The sequence below is a fragment of the Streptomyces sp. NPDC035033 genome, assembly GCF_040636735.1.
Lineage (GTDB): Bacteria > Actinomycetota > Actinomycetes > Streptomycetales > Streptomycetaceae > Streptomyces.
On record NZ_JBEZUZ010000098.1, the window covers coordinates 1 to 18798 of the forward strand.

At 76.0% G+C, this 18798-nt stretch carries 17 protein-coding genes; 12 read left to right on the forward strand and 5 right to left on the reverse strand.

The features are described from left to right. Positions 1 to 126: 126 nt before the first annotated feature. Complete coding sequence (locus AB0E83_RS29585; RefSeq protein WP_362118475.1) at positions 127 to 543, reverse strand: CBS domain-containing protein; 417 nt, start codon at positions 541 to 543, stop codon at positions 127 to 129. A gap of 411 nt (positions 544 to 954) precedes the next feature. On the opposite strand from AB0E83_RS29585, the gene panD reads away from it, so the two are divergent. The 3 genes from panD to AB0E83_RS29600 all read left to right on the forward strand — a co-directional run bounded on the left by panD (position 955) and on the right by AB0E83_RS29600 (position 3713). Continuing rightward, positions 955 to 1380, forward strand: coding sequence for an aspartate 1-decarboxylase (gene panD, locus AB0E83_RS29590; RefSeq protein ID WP_362118478.1), 426 nt, complete (start codon positions 955 to 957; stop codon positions 1378 to 1380). A gap of 17 nt (positions 1381 to 1397) precedes the next feature. After that, positions 1398 to 1775 (forward strand): GNAT family N-acetyltransferase, encoded by a 378-nt coding sequence (locus tag AB0E83_RS29595; protein WP_362118481.1) that lies wholly within the window; start codon positions 1398 to 1400, stop codon positions 1773 to 1775. Positions 1776 to 2231: 456 nt separating this feature from the next. Next, on the forward strand, positions 2232 to 3713 hold the full coding sequence (locus tag AB0E83_RS29600; RefSeq protein WP_362118484.1) for a peptidoglycan DD-metalloendopeptidase family protein: 1482 nt from the start codon (positions 2232 to 2234) through the stop codon (positions 3711 to 3713). Here AB0E83_RS29600 and AB0E83_RS29605 read toward each other — a convergent pair. Continuing rightward, positions 3594 to 4577, reverse strand: coding sequence for a DMT family transporter (locus AB0E83_RS29605; RefSeq protein WP_362118487.1), 984 nt, complete (start codon positions 4575 to 4577; stop codon positions 3594 to 3596). The genes AB0E83_RS29600 and AB0E83_RS29605 overlap by 120 nt on opposite strands. 545 nt (positions 4578 to 5122) lie before the next feature. On the opposite strand from AB0E83_RS29605, the gene AB0E83_RS29610 reads away from it, so the two are divergent. The 3 genes from AB0E83_RS29610 (at position 5123) to AB0E83_RS29620 (ending at position 7885) form a co-directional block, all read left to right on the forward strand. Then, a complete protein-coding gene (locus tag AB0E83_RS29610) occupies positions 5123 to 5860 on the forward strand; it encodes a (2Fe-2S)-binding protein (protein ID WP_362118490.1) in 738 nt (245 codons plus the stop codon). Positions 5861 to 5956: 96 nt separating this feature from the next. After that, positions 5957 to 7432, forward strand: a complete 1476-nt coding sequence (locus AB0E83_RS29615; protein ID WP_362118493.1) for an SDR family NAD(P)-dependent oxidoreductase — start codon at positions 5957 to 5959, stop codon at positions 7430 to 7432. 282 nt (positions 7433 to 7714) lie between these two features. Beyond that, positions 7715 to 7885: a hypothetical protein gene (locus AB0E83_RS29620; RefSeq protein ID WP_362118496.1), complete on the forward strand. Its 171-nt coding sequence runs from the start codon at positions 7715 to 7717 to the stop codon at positions 7883 to 7885. Between the two features lie 105 nt (positions 7886 to 7990). Here AB0E83_RS29620 and AB0E83_RS29625 read toward each other — a convergent pair whose 3' ends face one another. The 3 genes from AB0E83_RS29625 to AB0E83_RS29635 are packed head-to-tail and all read right to left on the reverse strand — an operon-like array spanning position 7991 to position 10879. Then, a complete protein-coding gene (locus tag AB0E83_RS29625) occupies positions 7991 to 9400 on the reverse strand; it encodes a lipase maturation factor family protein (RefSeq protein ID WP_362118499.1) in 1410 nt (469 codons plus the stop codon). A gap of 25 nt (positions 9401 to 9425) precedes the next feature. After that, a complete protein-coding gene (locus AB0E83_RS29630; RefSeq protein WP_362118502.1) occupies positions 9426 to 9965 on the reverse strand; it encodes a DUF1990 domain-containing protein in 540 nt (179 codons plus the stop codon). Continuing rightward, positions 9962 to 10879 (reverse strand): YndJ family protein, encoded by a 918-nt coding sequence (locus AB0E83_RS29635; protein ID WP_362118505.1) that lies wholly within the window; start codon positions 10877 to 10879, stop codon positions 9962 to 9964. Before AB0E83_RS29635 ends, AB0E83_RS29630 begins: the two co-directional genes overlap by 4 nt. Positions 10880 to 11050: 171 nt before the next feature. On the opposite strand from AB0E83_RS29635, the gene AB0E83_RS29640 reads away from it, so the two are divergent. The 6 genes from AB0E83_RS29640 to AB0E83_RS29665 all read left to right on the forward strand — a co-directional run bounded on the left by AB0E83_RS29640 (position 11051) and on the right by AB0E83_RS29665 (position 18794). Continuing rightward, a complete protein-coding gene (locus AB0E83_RS29640) occupies positions 11051 to 12331 on the forward strand; it encodes a DUF6777 domain-containing protein (protein WP_362118508.1) in 1281 nt (426 codons plus the stop codon). A 48-nt stretch (positions 12332 to 12379) separates the two neighbouring features. Then, the gene (locus AB0E83_RS29645; protein WP_362118511.1) at positions 12380 to 14470 is read left to right on the forward strand and encodes a SpoIIE family protein phosphatase; all 2091 of its coding nucleotides are present in this window, start codon (positions 12380 to 12382) and stop codon (positions 14468 to 14470) included. 154 nt (positions 14471 to 14624) lie between these two features. Further along, positions 14625 to 15377, forward strand: coding sequence for a LytTR family DNA-binding domain-containing protein (locus AB0E83_RS29650; RefSeq protein WP_362118514.1), 753 nt, complete (start codon positions 14625 to 14627; stop codon positions 15375 to 15377). A 74-nt stretch (positions 15378 to 15451) separates the two neighbouring features. After that, positions 15452 to 15835, forward strand: coding sequence for a hypothetical protein (locus AB0E83_RS29655; RefSeq protein WP_362118517.1), 384 nt, complete (start codon positions 15452 to 15454; stop codon positions 15833 to 15835). A 17-nt stretch (positions 15836 to 15852) separates the two neighbouring features. Beyond that, positions 15853 to 17586, forward strand: coding sequence for a cation acetate symporter (locus AB0E83_RS29660; protein WP_362118520.1), 1734 nt, complete (start codon positions 15853 to 15855; stop codon positions 17584 to 17586). Continuing rightward, positions 17583 to 18794 (forward strand): histidine kinase, encoded by a 1212-nt coding sequence (locus tag AB0E83_RS29665; protein WP_362118523.1) that lies wholly within the window; start codon positions 17583 to 17585, stop codon positions 18792 to 18794. The genes AB0E83_RS29660 and AB0E83_RS29665 overlap by 4 nt, the downstream gene beginning before the upstream one ends. Positions 18795 to 18798 lie beyond the last annotated feature (4 nt).

Genomic DNA, 18798 nt, shown 5'->3' on the forward strand with positions numbered 1-18798 from the left:
GCCTACGACCGCGCCAAGAAGGCCGAGGGCAAGACGGGCGAGGCGCTGGTCGTCGCGCCGGTGGACATCCGGCGCCCCCGTCACGAAGGCCGGTCGCGGCGGCCGTCCCGGCCGTCCTCCGTGGGCTCAGTCGGTGGACAGGGCCTGGAGGAGGTCGCCGACCTGAGGGTCGGACAAGGCGCGGGCCACGTCGGCCTGGGCGACGATGCCGACCAGGGTGTGTCCGTCGATGACCGGCAGGCGGCGGACCTGGTGCTCGCTCATGGTGCGCAGGATCTCCTCGGCGTCGTCGTCGGCGCCGATGGTGACCGCCTCGCCCTGGGCCAGGTCCCCGGCCTTGACCTGGGCCGGGTCCTTGCCGGCGCCGAGGACCTTCACCACGATGTCGCGGTCGGTGAGCATGCCCTTGAGCTTCTCGTCGGTGCCGCAGATGGGCAGCGCGCCGACGCCGAGTTCCGTCAGCTTCCTCGCCGCGTCCAGCACCGTCTCGTTCGCGCCGATGCACTCGACGTCTGCCGTCATGATCTCTCGCGCGGTCGTCACTGGGAGTACCTCGTTTTCTTCCGCGGGCGTGAGGACGCAGCTTCGCTACGTGCCTTTTCTCCTTTTTGCGCCTGACCTGGACCCCTCGCGGTAAACCACCTCCCGGGCACCGATCGCGTCGTCCGGACGCCCGCTCCGCGTCCCCCCTCGGCCCCTCGCGTCACCTCCCCGCGGTGGGTCCGGGCGAGCCCCCGGCGGCGGCCGCGCCGGCACCGGTCGCCTCACCGGGGCCGGATGCGATCGCTCCGTCGCCCGGCCCGCCGAGGACCGCTCGGCCGATGGCCACAGGGGCCGTGTTCCGCGACCCGGAGCGATGTTCCTCACAACCACCGGACGGGGGCCTCGGTGTAGGGTCGAGGGCGCCCTTGACCTGCACGAAGCAGGCAGGGAGCCGTCTCAGAGGAGTCCACAGTGCTGCGCACTCTGTTCAAGTCCAAGATCCACCGGGCCACCGTCACCCAGGCGGACCTCCACTACGTGGGGTCCGTGACCGTCGACGCCGATCTGCTGGACGCCGCCGATCTGCTGCCCGGCGAGCTGGTCCACATCGTCGACATCACCAACGGCGCCCGGCTGGAGACCTATGTCATCGAGGGCGAGCGGGGCTCCGGCGTCATCGGCATCAACGGTGCCGCCGCCCACCTCGTGCACCCCGGTGACCTGGTGATCCTCATCAGCTACGCGCAGATGGAGGACGCGGAGGCGCGCGCGTACGTGCCGCGCGTCGTGCACGTCGACGGCGAGAACCGCATCGTGGAACTGGGCGCCGACGCCTCGGCGCCCGTGCCCGGCAGCGACACCGTGCGTCCGCCGCACGCGGTGCCGGCACCGGCCTGACGACCGAGGAGCGCCGCATGGCGGGCGAGCAGGGGCAGGGGCAGGAGCGGAGGGCCGAGCCGGCCCTCCGGGACGACCGGGAGAACGGGCGCCTGGAGGCGTACGTCGGTGACGCCTTCGCCGGCGTGATCGTCTACTTCGCCCTGGACGACGAGCCGCACGCGCTCGTCGTCGTCCACACGGTCGTCGACGCCGACCACGAGGGCAAGGGGATCGCGGGCGCGCTCGTCCGCGCGTTCTACGCCAAGGCCGCCCGCGAGGGCGTCCCCGTCGTGCCGCTCTGCCCGTACGCCGCCAAGTGGGCCGAGCGCCACCCCGAGGAGGCCCCGCCGCCCTCCGCCGAGGCGGTCCGCGCGGCCGAGCGGCAACTGGCGGCCACCCCCGGCCTGTGGTGAGCCCGCCGGATGAGAGGAACCCGTCCGCCCCGCGCGCGTGACCCGTACGGGCCCCGTGCGCGGGCCGGGGCGGCGGTGCCGGTGCCACCCTGGGGGTAGGGGCCGAAGGGGGGCCGACCCGGGAGGTCCGTCATGACCCATCCGTATCCCGATCCGCTGCCGCCCTCGCCGATCCCGCCGCCGGAGCCCTCGCCCCCGCCGGTGCCGCCGCCGAACCCGGTACCCGTCCCGCCCGAGCCGGCCCCGCCCAACCGGCCGCAGCCCGGCGGGCCCGTACCGCCCCCGGAACCCCAGCCGCAGCCCGGCCCCGCCGGACTCTCCGGCGTACCGTACGGACGGTCAACGCCCCGGTGACGCAAGGGAGTCCACCTCCCCGGCGGACTTCCGCGTTCGGCTTGTCACGCAGTGTGCGGCCCCCGTAACTTGGATCGCCGTCGCTGTGTTCTAGGGGGGCCCATGGCCGTACGCGGACGTCACCGCCGCCACCAGCCGAGCCGGATCAACCGCGCCTCGCTCACCGTCACCGCCGGAGGGGCCGGCATCGCGCTGCCGCTCGTCGGCGCGGGCGCCGCCCAGGCGGCCTCGCTCGACGTCTGGGAGAAGGTCGCGTCCTGCGAGTCCTCCTCCAGCTGGAGCGTCAACACCGGGAACGGCTACTTCGGCGGCCTCCAGTTCAGCCAGTCCACCTGGGAGGCGTACGGCGGCCGGGAGTTCGCGCCCCGCGCCGACCTGGCCTCCAAGGACCAGCAGATCGCCGTCGCCGAGCGGGTCCTCAAGGGGCAGGGCCCCGGAGCCTGGCCCGCCTGCGGCCCCCGGGCCGGCCTCGCCCGCGGCGGACCCGCGCCGGACGCCCCCGGCGGCGGGGACCGGACCGGATCCGGCGGCGGGAACGACGTACGGACCGCCTCGCTGCCCGCGCAGCGCGCGCTGCCGCAGGACCCGAAGCGCGGGACCGACCCCACGACCGTCCCCACCGTCCGCGAGATGTACACCGTCACGCCCGGCGACTCGCTCTCCGCGATCGCCCGCGACGAGCGGGTCCGCGGCGGCTGGCAGCGCCTGTACGAGATCAACCGCAAGGTCGTCGGCGACGACCCCGACCTGATCCACCCCGGCCAGCGCCTCACCCTGCGCATCGCCGCCCCGCCCCGGCCCGCCACCTCGCCGGCCCCCCGGCCCGCGGCCCCGCCGTCGCCGACCCTCACGGCGCCCACCGTCCCCAAGCCCCCGGCCACGGCCTCGCCCGCCCCGAAGCCGCCCGCCACCCGGCACCCGGCCGCGAAGCCCCCGGCCGCCGCGTCCGCCACCCACCGGCCCTCGGCGGAGCCGGAGCGGCCGCGGTCGAAACCCCCGGTCAAGGCGGCCGCCCAGCCTCGGCAAGCCCCGCGGAAAGCACCCCAGAAGGCGGCGCAGGAAGCGCCTCGGAAGGCGACCGGGGAAGCGCCCCGCAAAACGGTCCAGGACAAGCCCCGGGCGAAACCGCGGAGCGACAGGCCGCAGGCCCGGCCCGAGCCGCCCGCCCCGCCCCGCGAGGACCGCTACTCCGCGCCGGTCTCCGCCGACATCGGCACCCGCTACGGCAAGCCCGGTTCCTCCTGGTCCAGCGGCTACCACACCGGCGTCGACTTCCCCGTGCCCACCGGCACCACCGTCAAGGCCGTCGCCGACGGCCGGATCGTCTCCGCCGGCTGGGGCGGGGCGTACGGCTACCAGATCGTCGTCCGCCACGACGACGGCCGCTACAGCCAGTACGCCCACCTCTCCGCCCTCTCGGTCCGCGAGGGGCAGCGGGTCTCCGGCGGCCAGCGCATCGGGCGCTCAGGATCGACCGGCAACAGCTCGGGACCGCACCTCCACTTCGAGGTGCGGACGGGTCCCGGGTACGGCTCCGACATCGACCCCCTCGCCTACCTCAGGGCGCGCGGCGTCTCCATCTGAGCCGTCCACGCCGTCCGGGGCGGCGGGCCCGTCCGACGCCGGGCGGGCCAGCCGGTCGAGGGTCAGTTCGACGAGCCCGCCCGCCGCGACCGTCCCGCAGACCAGCGCCGCGACCGTGCCGGCCGCCCCGTATCGGAAGCCCTCGCCGAAGAGGGTGAGGCCGACGGTGGCGGCCACCACCGGGTTCACCACGGTCACCGTGGCGAGCGGGGCGGCCAGCCCGGCGCCCCGGTAGGACGCCTGGGACAGCAGCAGGCCGGTGACGGCGAGCGCCGACAGGACCAGCGCGGAGCCCCACTCGGCGAGCGGGGCGTCCGGCGACCACTCCTCGGCGACCGCCTTGGTGAAGACCGACGCCACCCCGAAGGCCACGCCCGCGGCCGCCGCCAGCGCCACCCCGCGCAGCGCGTACCGGCCGGCGAGCCGCGCCAGGACGAACAGCGCCGCCACCGCCGCGAAGGCCGCCCCGGCCACCAGCCACCGCTCCCCGCCGTCCGGGACGCGGCCCTCGCCGCCGTCGGTCACGCTGAGCAGGCCGGCCAGTCCGGCCGTGGCCATCAGCGCCCCGTGCCAGGCCCGCCGCCCCGCCCCGCGCCGTACGAACAGGGCGGCCATGGGCAGCGCGAACACGATGGTGAGGGCGCCCAGCGGCTGCACCACGCTGAGCGGCCCGTAGGCGAGGGCGGCCACGTGCAGGGCCGCGCCCGCCCCGTTGAGCAGCACGGCGCCCCACCAGACCGGGTTGCGCAGCGGCGCGTAGGCCGGCCCGGCGGCCGCCGCGACCCGCTCCTGCACGATCGCCGCGCCCGCGTAGGCGACCGCGGAGACCAGGGACAGGACGACGGCCAGCAGCAGGGGACTCATACCCTCCACGATCGCTCGCCGGGCCGCCCCCGTCGTCAGACCAGGGAAGGCCTTCACCGGTACCGCCGACGCAGTACGCGCCCGTCCCGTACACCCGGAGGCGTACGCCACCGCAGGTCACAGTGGGTGTAAACGGGGCGAACCGGGCCTCGGAAGCGGTACTGACCGCCGCCCTCCGCCCGGACGGGAGCCACAACCCGAGCCAGTCGCCGTACGGATCGGTCCACTTTGGCCCGCAAGAACGGGATCCGTCCGCTTCGGGCCGCAAGGACGCTTCAGGCGGCGAGGAGGGGACGCGTCCGCTCGGCCCGGACGGCCGGGACGGGACCGGACGGCCGGAACGGGATCGGACGCAGCCGGAACGGGACCGCAAGGCCGGGGTGGGACCGGAAGGCCGGGGTGGGACCGGAAGGCCGGGGCGGGACTGGAAGGCCGGGACGGAACCGGGAGGGCGGGACGGGACCGGAGGGCGGGCCCGGCGGCGCGGGATACGGTGGCCCCGCGCCGCCGGGCCCGTGCCGGCGGGCGGGACCCGAGGGGGAGCGGTGGAGTGCGACGAGGGCGTGGCCGGAGCCGCCGCCGTGGGCGGCTTCTTCGTCCTGAGGACCGCGCCGCCGCCCGCCGGCGGCGACCACCGGCCCCTCGCCCGGCTCTACGCCGGCACGGACCCGGCCGACGACGCGCCCCTGCACGCGCGCGTGGACCGGGTCGTCGCCGGGCTCGGCGCGCCCGAGCGGCGCGTCGGGGCCTCCGTGGCCCACCTCGGGCTCGTCGCCCGCCTGTGGTCGACGGCGCTCGGGCCGGCCGCCCTGCACGGCCGCTTCCCCGCCCTCGACCCCGCCGGGCTGCACTGGGACCCGGCCCTCGCCTGCCCCGACGACCTGTGGTGGGGCGGCGGCGAGACCCTTCCCGGCACCGTCGCCGCGCTCCGCGGGGCCGTCCACGAGGCCCATCTCGTGCCGCTGCACGCGGCCTTCGCCCGCGACGGGCGGATCTCGCCCCGGCTGCTGTGGGGCAACGCCGGCTCGGCCCTCGCCGGCGCGCTGCGCGAACTGACCCGCTGGGCCCGCGCCCACGGGCGGCCCGAGGTCGCCGCCCGGGCCGCCGCCCTCGTCCGGGGCCTCCTCGACCACCCCGACCTGGCCGGCACCGTCCACGGGCCCGCGCTGCGCCGCACCACCTGCTGCCTCTTCTACCGCTCCGCCTCCGGCGGACTCTGCGGCGACTGTGTGTTCGACCACGCCCCGCGAACGGGTTTGGAGCGGCGGCCCCCCGCTCCGTAAAGTTGACACTTCAAAACCCCCGGCGGAAACCCCCGGCGGAGCCCCCGCCCCCCCGGCGGCGTGCCGCCCGCGAGCGATCGAGGAACGACGAAGGCCATGACGGTGACAGAGGAAACCCAGGAGTACGGGCCGGGCATCGACCCCGAGCGCCTGGCCGTCTGCCTGAGCGTGCTCGACGAGCTGGAGAAGATCGAGGTCGACCACCCCGACGCGATCGCCGTCCGCCGCGCCACCGCCGGCATCTACCGGATGGTCAAGCAGCGCCGCCGCCAGGAGCGCCGGGCCGCCAAGACCGCCCACGACCGGGCGGTCACCGAGGCCACCGCGACCGGCTCCGCGCAGCGGATCGACGACGAGACCGAGGGCATCCTGCCCTCCTCGGTCACCGAGGCCGGCAAGATCGCGGGCATACTCCAGCGCCCCCGGTCCTGCTACACCTGCAAGACCCGGTACGTCGAGGTCGACTACTTCTACCACCAGCTCTGCCAGGAGTGCGCGGCCCTGAACCGGGCCAAGCGGGACGCCCGCGCCGACCTCACCGGCAAGCGCGCCCTGCTCACCGGCGGCCGGGCCAAGATCGGCATGTACATCGCGCTGCGGCTGCTCCGCGACGGCGCGCACACCACGATCACCACCCGCTTCCCCAAGGACGCCATCCGCCGCTTCAAGGCGATGGAGGACTCGGCGGAGTGGCTGCACCGCCTGGAGGTCGTCGGCATCGACCTGCGCGACCCGGCGCAGGCCGTGGCCCTCGCCGAGCAGGTCGCGGCGGCGGGACCGCTGGACATCCTGATCAACAACGCCACGCAGACCGTCCGCCGGCTGCCGTCCGCGTACGCCGCCCTGGTCGACGGCGAGACCGCCCCGCTGCCGGCCGGCGAGCTCCCCGCCCACCACGTCATCGGCGCCTTCAACTCCGGCGCGGTCGACGGCCTCGCCGCGCTGCCCGCCGGCACCAGCGGCCTCGACGCCCAGAAGGTCGCCGACCTCGCCCTCGTCGCGGGCAACGCCTCCCTGGAGCAGTACGCCGCGGGGACCGCGATCGACGCCGGCGGCCTCCTGCCCGACGTGGTGGAGTCCAACACCTGGGTGCAGACCATCGACCAGATCTCCCCGGTGGAGCTCCTGGAGACCCAGCTCTGCAACTACACCTCGCCCTTCATCCTGATCAGCGCGCTGCGCCCGGCGATGGCCGAGGCCGCGGCCAAGGCGGCGAGCGGACGGGCGTACGTCGTCAACGTCTCCGCCATGGAGGGCGTCTTCTCCCGCGGCTACAAGGGCGCCGGACACCCGAACACCAACGCCGCGAAGGCCGCCATGAACATGGTGACCCGGACCAGCGCCCAGGAGATGTTCGAGACCGACAAGATCCTCATGACCTCGGTCGACACCGGCTGGATCACCGACGAGCGCCCGCACTTCGAGAAGCTGCGGCTCGCCGAGGCGGGCTTCCACGCCCCGCTCGACCTGGTCGACGGCGCCGCCCGCGTCTACGACCCGGTGGTGCGCGGCGAGGCCGGCGAGGACCTGTACGGCGTCTTCATGAAGGACTACGCCCCCGGCAAGTGGTGATTTGGCCGCCCGGCCCGCCACGAGAGCGCCTTTCCCTCCGGGAAGGGCGCTCTTCCCGTTCTCCGTCACCCGAACGCGTCACACTTTTGAGCCCGGTAGAGCGCGGCCGCGCTCATTTGGTTACTCTGATGTCCACGGTCGGCCACCGGAGCGACACACCCGCTCCACAGCCGGTCATGGGGACTGGCCACCCACCTCGGCCGCGGCCCCGCCCGAAGAACGGCGCCACCGCGACCGAACGGCCCCACGTCCCCCTCTGAACGCGACACAAAGGAGTGCGCGGTGACACCCGAACTGACGAAGCAGGAACCGCGGCCGGCGGAACCCTCCGAACGGCAGCGGCGCAACGGCGAGCTGGGAAGCCTCGAAGTCTGGGCCCGCTCGGCCCCGATCCGGCTCGCGGGCTACGAGGACGACCTCGCCGAGCCCCACATCCTGCCGGGCATCGACTGATCCGCCGCCCCGACGCGCGGCGTCGTTCCCGGGCCGCCGCCGTCCGGCCCGTACGACCCCGGTGCCCCCGGTCCCTCCCGGACCGGGGGCACCGTCGCGTCCGCCTCAGTCCCGCAGCCGGACCGGCGGCAGATAGGTGCGCAGCAGCCGGCGCTGCCACCACGCCCCGGTGGCGCGGAGCTCCCGCCAGGTGGAGAAGCGGTACCGGTAGAGCCGGGCGCGGACGTGGACCGGCGGGGCGTCCGGGAACGGGTTGTGGGCGAGGAGGCGCAGGGTGTCCCGGTCCCCGGCGAGCAGGCGCTCCACGAAGCCCCCGAACCAGTCGCGGGCGTAGCCGGGGGAGAGGGCCGCGAACCACATCAGCCAGTCCAGCCGGAGGTGGTACGGGGCGAACTGGCGGGGCAGCCGGCGGGGGTCGCCGGGCTTGCCCTTGAAGCCGTACTCCCGCCACACCGTGTCGGGCCCCGGGTCCTCGTCGGACGTGCCCTCCACCACGATCTCGTCCCGGACGCGGCCGACCGTGCCGAAGGCCCCGTAGGTGTTGACCAGGTGGAAGGGGTCGTACGAGCGGTTCATGGCCTGGTGGCGGGAGAGGAGGTTGCGGACCGGGCGGTGGCTGCGGACGACGACCAGGACGGTCAGGGCGAGGACCAGGACCGCGTACCAGAGCGGCGGGTCGGGGCGGGGGTGGTCGCCGGTGAGGGAGGAGAGGTCGAGGGCGGGGACGGCCAGGACGATCGTGAGCCAGTTGAGCCAGGCGAAGTTGCCGGAGAGGACCAGCCACAGCTGGGTGACGATCATCAGCCCGGCCGCGATCGAGGCCACCGGCTGCGGGGCGAAGAGGAAGAAGGGCACGCCGAGCTGGACGACGTGGTTGGCGGCGACCTCGACCCGGTGCAGCGGCCGGGGGAGCCGGTGGAAGAACCAGCTCAGCGGGCCGGGCATCGGCTGGGTCTCGTGGTGGTGGTCCAGACAGGTCAGCTTCCGCCAGCAGGCGTCGCCCCGGATCTTGATCAGGCCGGCGCCGAACTCGACGCGGAAGAGCAGCCAGCGGAGCAGGAGGAGGACGAGGAGGGGCGGGGCCACGTCGTCGTTGCCGAGGAAGACCGCGAGGAAACCGGTCTCCAGGAGCAGGGACTCCCAGCCGAAGCCGTACCAGGTCTGGCCCACGTTCACGATCGACAGGTACAGCCCCCACAGCAGCAGCCACAGCGCCATGGCGACGGCGAGCGGCACCGCGTCCCCGGCCCCGGCGGCCATCGCGGCGGCGAGGACGGCGCCGGTCCAGGCGACCGCCGCGAAGAGGCGGTCCGAGTAGCGCCAGTGGAAGAGTGAGGGGGAGCGGAGCGGGGTGGTGCGGCGCAGGAACTCCGGTACGGGGAGCATCCCGCGCTCGCCGATGAGCGCCCGGAACTGCAGGGCGGCCGACAGGAAGGCCACGCAGTACAGCACCGCCAGGCCGCGCTGGAAGACGGTCCGGCTCAGCCACAGCTCGGGGGCGGTGAACCACTCCATCGTCTCCAGTATCGGCCCGCCGGGCTCACTCCGCGGCCAGCCTGGCCAGGACGCGGCCCAGCCGGCGGGCGTAGGCGAGCTGGAGACGGGGGACGAGGGGGCCGGCGAGCCGGGTGTACCAGACGGCGGGCCGGCTGAAGGCGGTGACGGTGAAGCGGACGGTGCCGTCGGGCTCCAGCTCGACGACGAAGGACTCCTCGCCGCACTCCGGGTGCCCGGTGAGGGTGCCGTAGGCGAAGCCGGCCCGGCGCTCCTCCTCGGGCACCCAGATCACCCGACAGGGGACGCCGAGGGCGAACGGGCCGATCCCGAGCGCGACCTCCAGGGTGACGCCGGGGGCCGCGCGGCCCGCCGAGGAGCGGACGCGGGCGCCCGACGCGCGGTGCATCCGCCAGGTGGTGACGGCCTCGGCGGCGGCCCGGAAGGCGGCGGGGCCGTGGCCGACGGGCGTGCTGTGGCGCAGGTGGTGGTAGCCGGCGGGGAGGGCGTCGGGGGTGCGGGTGGCGCCGGTCTCGCGGTAGGTGAGGGTGCGGCGCCGGGTCAGGTCGCCGAGGACGCGGGTCATGCCGGGAGCTCCGTTCGCGGGAGGGCGAGGGGGTGGCCGCCGGCGGAGTGGAGCCGGCGGTGGGCGAGCAGGGCGCAGACGGCGAAGCCGAGCGCGTTGCCGAGGCCGTGGGTGGCGGCCATCCAGGTCAGGGTGGGGTGCGGCACCCCGGTCGCCTCGCCCGCCGCCCACCAGAGCGCGAGCGCCATGGTGGCGGCCAGGACCAGGGCGGAGACGCCGAGGAGGGCCCGGGTGACGGGGTCGGCGGCGAGGCCGCGCCGCTCCCGCAGGGTGAGGGCGGCGACGGCGGCCATCCCGGCCGTGAGCACGACCGCCCCGACCAGCTCCGCCCAGTCGTCGACGAAGTAGCCGGCGAGCACCAGGAGGGTGCCGGCGGGCACGCTGAGCGCGGCGCCCCGGGCGAGGGGCCCCTCGCCCGGGGCCCGGCAGAGCAGCCCGGCGACCAGGGCGGCGGCGAAGCCGGCGAAGTGGAAGTGCGGCACCGTCAGCGCCAGCAGGTCGAGGTCGAAGCCGAAGAGCGGGTACGCGGCCCGCTCGGCGACGAGCGCGAGCCCCGCGACGGACGGGGAGACGAGGGCCGTGAGGACGGCGATCTCGGCCGGCCGGAGCGGGTGCGGCGGGCGCGGGGCCCCTCCGGCCGGAGGCCGGCGGAGGGTGAGCACGAGCCGGGCCGGGGCCTGGAGCGCCAGCGCCAGGGTGGCGAGGGCGTAGCAGGCGGCGAGCGCGGTCGCCGCGCCGGAGCGGGGCAGCCAGAGCGAGACCGCGCCCGGCAGGGCGAGCAGCGGCCAGGCCCGCCGCAGGAGGTCCCAGCCGGGCGGCCGGGGCCCTTCGACGAGCCCGAGCCCGGTCGGCACGACCCAGAGCATCCCGATCGTCACGATCGGGACCACGAAGGCCGACAGCGTGGTGGTCATGGCGTCCGCTCCCCCTCTTGAACGCGTTCAATACCGATGGGGTCGAGCCTAGGGCTTCTCTTGAACGCGTTCAAGTCTCTGGTGCCGCCCGGTCGGACGCGCTCCGCTTGCCCGCCGCGACCGACTGCGACAGAACGGGAGGAAGCCACCCGCGACGACCGGGAGAAGCACGTGCGCCCCACGCAGCGCCGGACGCGGAGCAACCCCGCCGCCGTCCGCACCGCCACCGGAGCGGCCCGCCCCCAGGGCCGTACCGCCCTCGCCGCGACGCTCGGCGCCGCCGCCCTGCTCCTCGCCGGCTGCACCGGCGCCGAGCACGGCGGGGCCGCCGGCCGGGCCGCCGCCGGCACCGCCCACGAGGTGCACCTCCAGCCGGTCGCCGCCCAGGGCCCCGACCCCTTCACCGCCTCCACCGCGCGCGGCGCCGGACTGCGCGCCCTGCGGGGACCGGACGCCGCCGCCCAGCCGGTCAGCGCCCCCGGCGTCCGCGAGGTCGCCGGTTCCACCCCCGGCCTCTACGGCGGCACCCGCGCCGAGGCCAGCTGCGACGTCGAGCAGCAGGTCGCCTACCTCGCCGCCGAGCCCGCCAAGCTCCGCGCCTTCGCCGAGGCCGCCGGCATCCCCGAGGGCGGCGTCGCCGACTGGCTGCGCGACCTCACCCCCGTCCTGCTGCGCGCCGACACCCGCGTCACCAACCACGGCTTCCGGGACGGCCGGGCCGCCGCCTTCCAGTCCGTCCTCCAGGCCGGCACCGCCGTCCTCGTCGACCCCTACGGCGCCCCCCGCGTCCGCTGCGCCTGCGGCAACCCGCTCCGCACGCCCGTCAGCGTCTCCGGCGCCGTCCACCACGGCGACCCCTGGGCCGGCTTCGACCCCGACCGCGTGATCATCGTCAAGCCCACCACCGCCGTCGTGTCCAGCCTGGTCATCGTGAACGTCGCCGACGAGAGCTGGATCGAACGGAAGGCGGGCAGCGACGGCGACCAGGACCGCAAGCCCGACACCGTCCCCGACTGCGACCCCGACACCTGCGCCCTCAGCGACCCCGTCACCCCGGAGCCCGGCACCGAGGACCCCGGCGCGCCGGAGCGCGGCACCCCCCGGCCCCCCACGGAGCGCCCGGCCGCGCCGACCGCCCCCGAACCGCCCCGGACGCCCGACGCCCCCGCCGTACCCGACGCGCCCACGACCCCGGACGCGCCCACGACTTCGGACGCCCCCGTGACCCCCGACGAGCCGACGGCCCCCGACACGCCCCCGGAGCCGTACGCCGAGCCGGACGCCCCCGCCGACCCGTACACCGACCCGTACACCGACCCGTACGCGGAACCGCCCGCCGACCCCTACACCGACCCGTACCAGGACCCGTACGCCACCCCCGACGGCGGCCACCCGCCCGGCCCGCTCCCCGTCGAGCCCGCGCCCGACGAGCCCGACACCTTCGCCGGCTGAAAGATCTTCATGGTGCGCGAGGACCCCGCTGGCCCTAGCGTGGCCCCCATGGACGCGGGCAGCGGGGGAACGGACACGGCGGGCCGGCCGGACACGGCGGCGAGACCGGCCACGGGCGGTGCGAAGGCGCCGATCCTCAGCGCCTTCGGCGCCGCCTTCCGCATGGGCGGCTTCGACTGGGACCTCCTCGCCGGCACCATGGAGATGGACGAGGCGGCGCTCGACGTCTTCGACTTCGACCCCGGCGAGTACGACGGGCGCCCCGAGACGCTCGGCAGCCGCGTCCTGCCCGACGAGGGCCGGCAGCTCGACACCCTCGTCGCCCAGGCCCTCAAGGACGGCAGCGACCAGTACGGGGCGTACTTCCGCATCCGCCGCCGCGACGGCTCCCACCAGTGGACCCACACCCAGGGCATCGTCCACCGGGACCCCACCGGCCGCCCCGTGCGGATCGTCGGCGTCCTGCGCGACGCCACCCACGAACTCACCGAGTCCGCCGCCCGCCTCGGCCTCGACGAGGGCCGCCGGCGGCGCGCCGGGGTCGTCGAGGGCACCACCGCCGCCCTCGCCTACGCCCGGACCGTCCAGGACGTCATCGACCTCCTCAACGACTCGCACGCCCTGGAGCACTTCGGCGCCGCCAGCCTCGTCATGGGGCTCCTGGAGGCCGGCCGCATCCACCTGGTCGCCGAGGGCCCCGACGGCGCCTTCGTCCCCGGCACCCGTTTCACCCGGGTGGACGAGCCGTACCCGATGAGCGAGGTCATCCGCACCCTGCGGCCCCGCTTCATCGAGACCGCCCAGGACTTCGCCGCCTCCTTCCCCGTCCTGTGGCCGCACATCAGCGGCCTCGGCATCACCGCCGCCGCCTACCTCCCGCTCATCGCCCAGGCCCGCCCCATCGGCGCCCTCGGCCTGCTCTACAGCGACAAGACCGGCTTCAGCGAGGACGAGCGGACCCTCCTCGTCGCCCTCGGCAGCAGCATCGCCCAGAGCCTCCAGCGCGCCATGCTGTACGAGCAGGAGCACGACCTCGCCGAAGGACTCCAGCAGGCGATGCTGCCCCGCCGGATCCCCGACGTGCCCGGCGCCCAGATAGCCGTCCGCTACCGCTCCGCCCGCCTCGGCCGGGACGTCGGCGGCGACTGGTACGACGTCATCCCGCTCCCCGGCGGCCGGGTCGGCGCCGTCATCGGCGACGTCCAGGGCCACGACACCCACGCCGCCGCCGTCATGGGCCAGCTGCGGATCGTGCTGCGCGCCTACGCCGCCGAGGGCCACACCCCCGCCACCGTCATGGCCCGGGCCTCCGTCTTCCTCCACGAGCTCGACACCGACCGCTTCGCCACCTGCACCTACGCCGAGGCCGACCCCGGCACCGGCGTCGTCCAGGTCGTCCGCGCCGGCCACGTCGACCCGCTGGTCCGCGAGTCCGGCGGCGCCTGCCGCCGCGTCCCCGTCGAGGGCGGGCTGCCGCTCGGCCTCTCCGCCGAGTTCGGCCGCCTCGACTACCCCGTCACCACCCTCGAACTCGACCCCGGCCAGACCCTCATGCTCTACACCGACGGGCTGGTCGAGAAGCCCGGCGCCGACCTCGACGAGGGCCTGGAGTGGCTCTCCTCCCTCGTCCGGCACGGCCCCTCCGAGCTCCACGGGCTCGCCGACCTCCTCTGCGACGTCGTCGCCGAGCGCGGCGGCGAGGACGACGTTGCCATCCTGCTGCTGCGCCGCCTCGGCGCGTACGCGCCCGGCGGCGGCCGCTTCCGCCAGCACGTCGCCCAGAGCGACCCCGAGGCCCTGAGCGCCGCCCGCCACATGATCCGGGCCGCCGTGCGCGCCTGGGGCGCCGGCTCCCGCGCCGACGAGATCGAACTCGTCGCCGACGAGCTGATGACCAACGCGCTGATGCACACCGACGGCGGCGCCATCGTCACCCTGCGGATCATGCCGGGCGCCGCCCGCCGGCTGCGGGTCGAGGTCGAGGACCGCTCCAGCGCCCTGCCCCGGCGCCGCGAGGCCGGGGAGGCGGGCGTCTCCGGGCGGGGCCTCCTCCTCGTCGACCAGCTCTCCGACGCCTGGGGCGTGGAGTCCCGGGGCGGCGGCAAGTGCGTCTGGTGCGAGTTCGCCGTCCCGGCCTGAACCGCCGGCGGACCGCACCGCCGGGGCACCGGACCGCCCGGGCCGAACCGCCGGCGGGCCGGACCGGCACGGACCGCACCCCTGGGGGGACCGGGCCGCCCCGGACCGAACCGGCGCGCCCCGTGCCCGCCGCCGCTGAAGTAGGCTCCCGCGCATGCTGCGCGTACTGGCCGTCGACGACGAGGAACCCGCCCTGGGGGAGCTGCTGTACCTGCTGCGCGCCGACCCCCGGGTGCGGACCGCCGAGGGCGCCGGGGACGCCACCGCCGCGCTGCGCCGGATCGGACGGGCGCTGGAGGCGGGGCCGGACGGCGAGGAGACGATCGACGTCGTCTTCCTCGACATCCACATGCCCGGCCTCACCGGGCTCGACGTGGCGCGGCTGCTCGCCGGCTTCGCCCGGCCGCCGCTGGTCGTCTTCGTCACCGCCCACGAGGGCTTCGCGCTCCAGGCCTTCGACCTCAAGGCCGTCGACTACGTCCTCAAGCCGGTCCGGCGCGAGCGGCTGGCCGAGGCCGTGCGGCGGGTCCACGAACTGGTCCACGCCACCGCCGCGCCCGCCCCGGCCGCCGCGCCCGAGCAGATCCCCGTCGAACTCGGCGGCGTCACCCGCTTCGTCCCCGTCGACGACATCGCCTACGTCGAGGCCCACGGCGACTACGCCCGCCTCCACACCGACCACGGCAGCCACCTCGTCCGCATCCCGATCTCCACCCTGGAGGAGCGCTGGGCCGACCGCGGCTTCGTCCGCATCCACCGCAGCCACCTCGTCGCCCTCGACCGCATCGAGGAGCTCCGTCTCGACGGCGGCGCCACCTCCGTCCGGGTCGGCTCCACCGACCTCGCGGTCAGCCGCCGCCACGCCCGCCCCCTGCGTGACCTGCTGATGCGCCGGGCCGGCGGCTGACCGCCACCCCTACCGGCGGCCGACCCGTTCCGCTTACACTCCACGGGCCCACCCGCCCGTCAGAGAGCGAGCCGATGCCGGAGCACACCCCGCCGCGCCGGCCGCGGCGCGAGACCGTCACCCACGCCTCCGCCCTCGGCGACCGGCCCGCGCCCCGGCTGCGGCCCCGGTCGCCGCACCCGCCGGCCCGCTCCGAGATCGACGAGCAGACCACCCTCGGCCACACCTACGTCCGCTCCCTGATGCGCAGCCAGCTCCGCGCCGCCCTCACCGCGCTCGGCGCGCTCGCCCTGCTCGTCGGCACCCTGCCGCTGGTGCTCGCGCTGCCCGCCCCCGAGGCCCTGGTGTGGGCCGCGCTCGGCGCCGGCGTCCACCCGGTCGTCTGGGCGGTCGCCCACTGGTACGTCCGCCGGGCCGAACGCAACGAGCGCGACTTCACCGGCCTCGTCGAGCGCTGAGCCCCCGGACCGCCCGCATGAACCAGACCTACGCGGTCGCCGCCGTCACCGCCGTCGTCCTCGCCACCGTCCTCATCGGCGCCCTCGGGCTGCGGGTCTCCCGCACCACCTCCGACTTCTACGTCGCCTCCCGGACCGCCGGACCCCGGCTCAACGCGGCCGCCATCAGCGGCGAGTACCTCTCCGCCGCCTCCTTCCTCGGCATCGCCGGACTCGTCCTCGTGCAGGGCCCGGCCATGCTCTGGTACCCGGTCGGCTACACCGCAGGCTACCTGGTGCTCCTCGTCCTCGTCGCCGCCCCGCTGCGCCGCTCCGGCGCGTACACCCTCTCCGACTTCGCCGAGGCCCGCCTCGAATCCCGGCGGGTCCGCCGGCTCGCCAGCCTCTTCGTCGTCGGCATCGGCTGGCTCTACCTGCTGCCGCAGCTCCAGGGCGCCGGACTCACCCTGGAGATCCTCACCGGCGCCCCCGACTGGGTCGGCGGCCTCCTCGTCGCGCTCGTCGTCACCGGCACGGTCGCCGCCGGCGGCATGCGCAGCATCACCTTCGTCCAGGCCTTCCAGTACTGGCTGAAGCTCACCGCCCTGCTCGTCCCGGCCTTCTTCCTGGTCGCCGCCTGGTACGGGGACGGGGCGCCGCGCGCCCGCTTCGACGCCCCGGCGGTGCTCCGCGAGCACACCGTCGTCCGGGTTGCCGACACCGTGCGCGTCGGGCTCGACGAACCGCTCACCGTCACCGTCACCGGCACGGTCGACGCCGTCCGGTACGAGGAGCGGCAGGTCACCCTCCCGCCGGGCACCCACCGGGTCGACGGCGGCACCGTCCTCGCCCTCCCGCCCGGCACCCCGGTCCCCGAGCGGCGGGCCACCGGCGCCGACCCCCTCGGCTGGTCCCAGCCGCTGGCCGGCGGCCGCGACGGACACCAGCTGTACGCGACCTACGGCCTGATCCTCGCCACCTTCCTCGGCACGATGGGCCTGCCGCACGTCGCCGTCCGCTTCTACACCAGCCCCCACGGGCACGCCGCCCGCCGCACCACCCTCGTCGTCCTCGGCCTGATCAGCGCCTTCTACCTGCTGCCCGCGCTCTACGGCGCCCTCGGCCGGATCTACGCCCCCGAACTCGCCCTCACCGGCTCGGCCGACGCCGCCGTGCTCGTCCTGCCGGACCGGATGGTCGGCGGCGCGCTCGGGGACGTCCTCGGCGCCTTCCTCGCCGGCGGCGCCTTCGCCGCCTTCCTCTCCACCGCCTCGGGACTCACCATGTCCGTCGCCGGCGTCCTCGCCCAGGACATGCTGCCGTCCCGCGCGGTCCGGCACTTCCGGCTCGCGACGCTGCTCGCCACCGCCGTCCCGCTCGCCGTCGGCGTCGCCGCCACCGAGGTGCCGGTCGCCGACGCCGTCGGACTCGCCTTCGCCGTCTCCGCCTCCTCCTTCTGCCCGCTGCTCGTCCTCGGCATCTGGTGGCGGCGGCTCACCCCGCCCGGCGCGGCCGCCGGACTCCTCCTCGGCGGCGGCTCCGCGCTCGCCGCCGTGATGGCGACCCGGGCCGGCCTCGCCCCGGCGGGCTGGCCGCACACCCTGATGGCCTGGCCCGCCGTCTGGTCCGTCCCCCTCGGCTTCCTCACCATGGTCGTGGTCTCGCTCGCCACCCCGCGCAGCGTCCCGCCCGGCACCGCGGCGACCCTCGCCCGGCTGCACCTGCCGGAGGAGTTCACCGCCCCCGTCCCCGCCCAGGAGGCACGCCGGTGAGCGGCATCGCGTGGGCCGCGGCGAGCGCCGCCGGAGCCGTCCTCCTCGCCGCTGGCGTCGTCCTCGGCCGGCTCACCGCCCGGCGCGGCGGCGGCTCCGCCGACCTCGACCTCGGCACCCCGGTCGAACGGGCCACCTTCCACACCCTGCACACCGCCTCGCTCGCCGCCCCGCCGCTGCGCGCCGGACTCACCGAGGAGACCGCCCGCAGGGCCGCCCGCCCGCTGCGCTCGCTCCTGGGCACCGAGGCCCTGTGCCTCACCGACGGCTCGGCCGTCCTCGCCTGGGACGGCCCCGGCGGGGCCCACCACCACGCGGGCGTGCCGGAACTGGCCGCCGCGACCCTGGAGACCGGCCGCAGCCGCTCGGCGCCCACCGGCTGCGCCGACCCCGGCTGCGCGCTGCGGTGGGCGGTGACCGCCCCGCTCACCGGCGAGGAGGGCGTCCTCGGCGCGCTGGTGGCCTACGGCTCCCGGGAGTCGGCGGTCCTCGTCCGGGCGGCGACCGAGGTGGCCCGCTGGGTCTCGGTCCAGCTGGAGCTGGCCGAGCTGGACCGCTCCCGGACCCGGATGGTGGAGGCGGAGATCCGCGCGCTGCGCGCCCAGATCTCCCCGCACTTCATCTTCAACTCCCTCGCCGCCATCGCCTCGTTCGTCCGCACCGATCCCGAGCGCGCCCGTGACCTGCTCCTGGAGTTCGCCGACTTCACCCGCTACTCCTTCCGCCGGCACGGCGAGTTCGCCCAGCTCGCCGACGAACTGCGGGCGATCGAGCAGTACTTGGCGCTGGCCGGGGCCCGCTTCGGCGACCGGCTCAAGGTGACGCTCCAGATCGCCCCCGAGGTGCTGCCGGTCGCGCTGCCCTTCCTCTGCCTCCAGCCGCTGGTGGAGAACGCGGTCAAGCACGGCCTGACGGACCGGGAGCGGGGCTGCCGGGTCACCATCGCCGCCCGGGACGCCGGCGCCGAGGCGGTGGTGACCGTCGAGGACGACGGCGTCGGCATGGACCCCGAGCGGCTGCGGGCGGTGCTGCGCGGCGAGCACCCCGGCGGCTCCGGCATCGGCCTGTCCAACGTCGACGAGCGGCTGCGCCAGGTCTACGGGGCGGAGCACGGCCTCGTCATCGAGACCGGTGTCGGCGCCGGCATGAAGGTGACCGTGCGGGTCCCCAAGTACCGCCCGGGGGTGCACCCTTCGCCGGCGCGCTGACGGA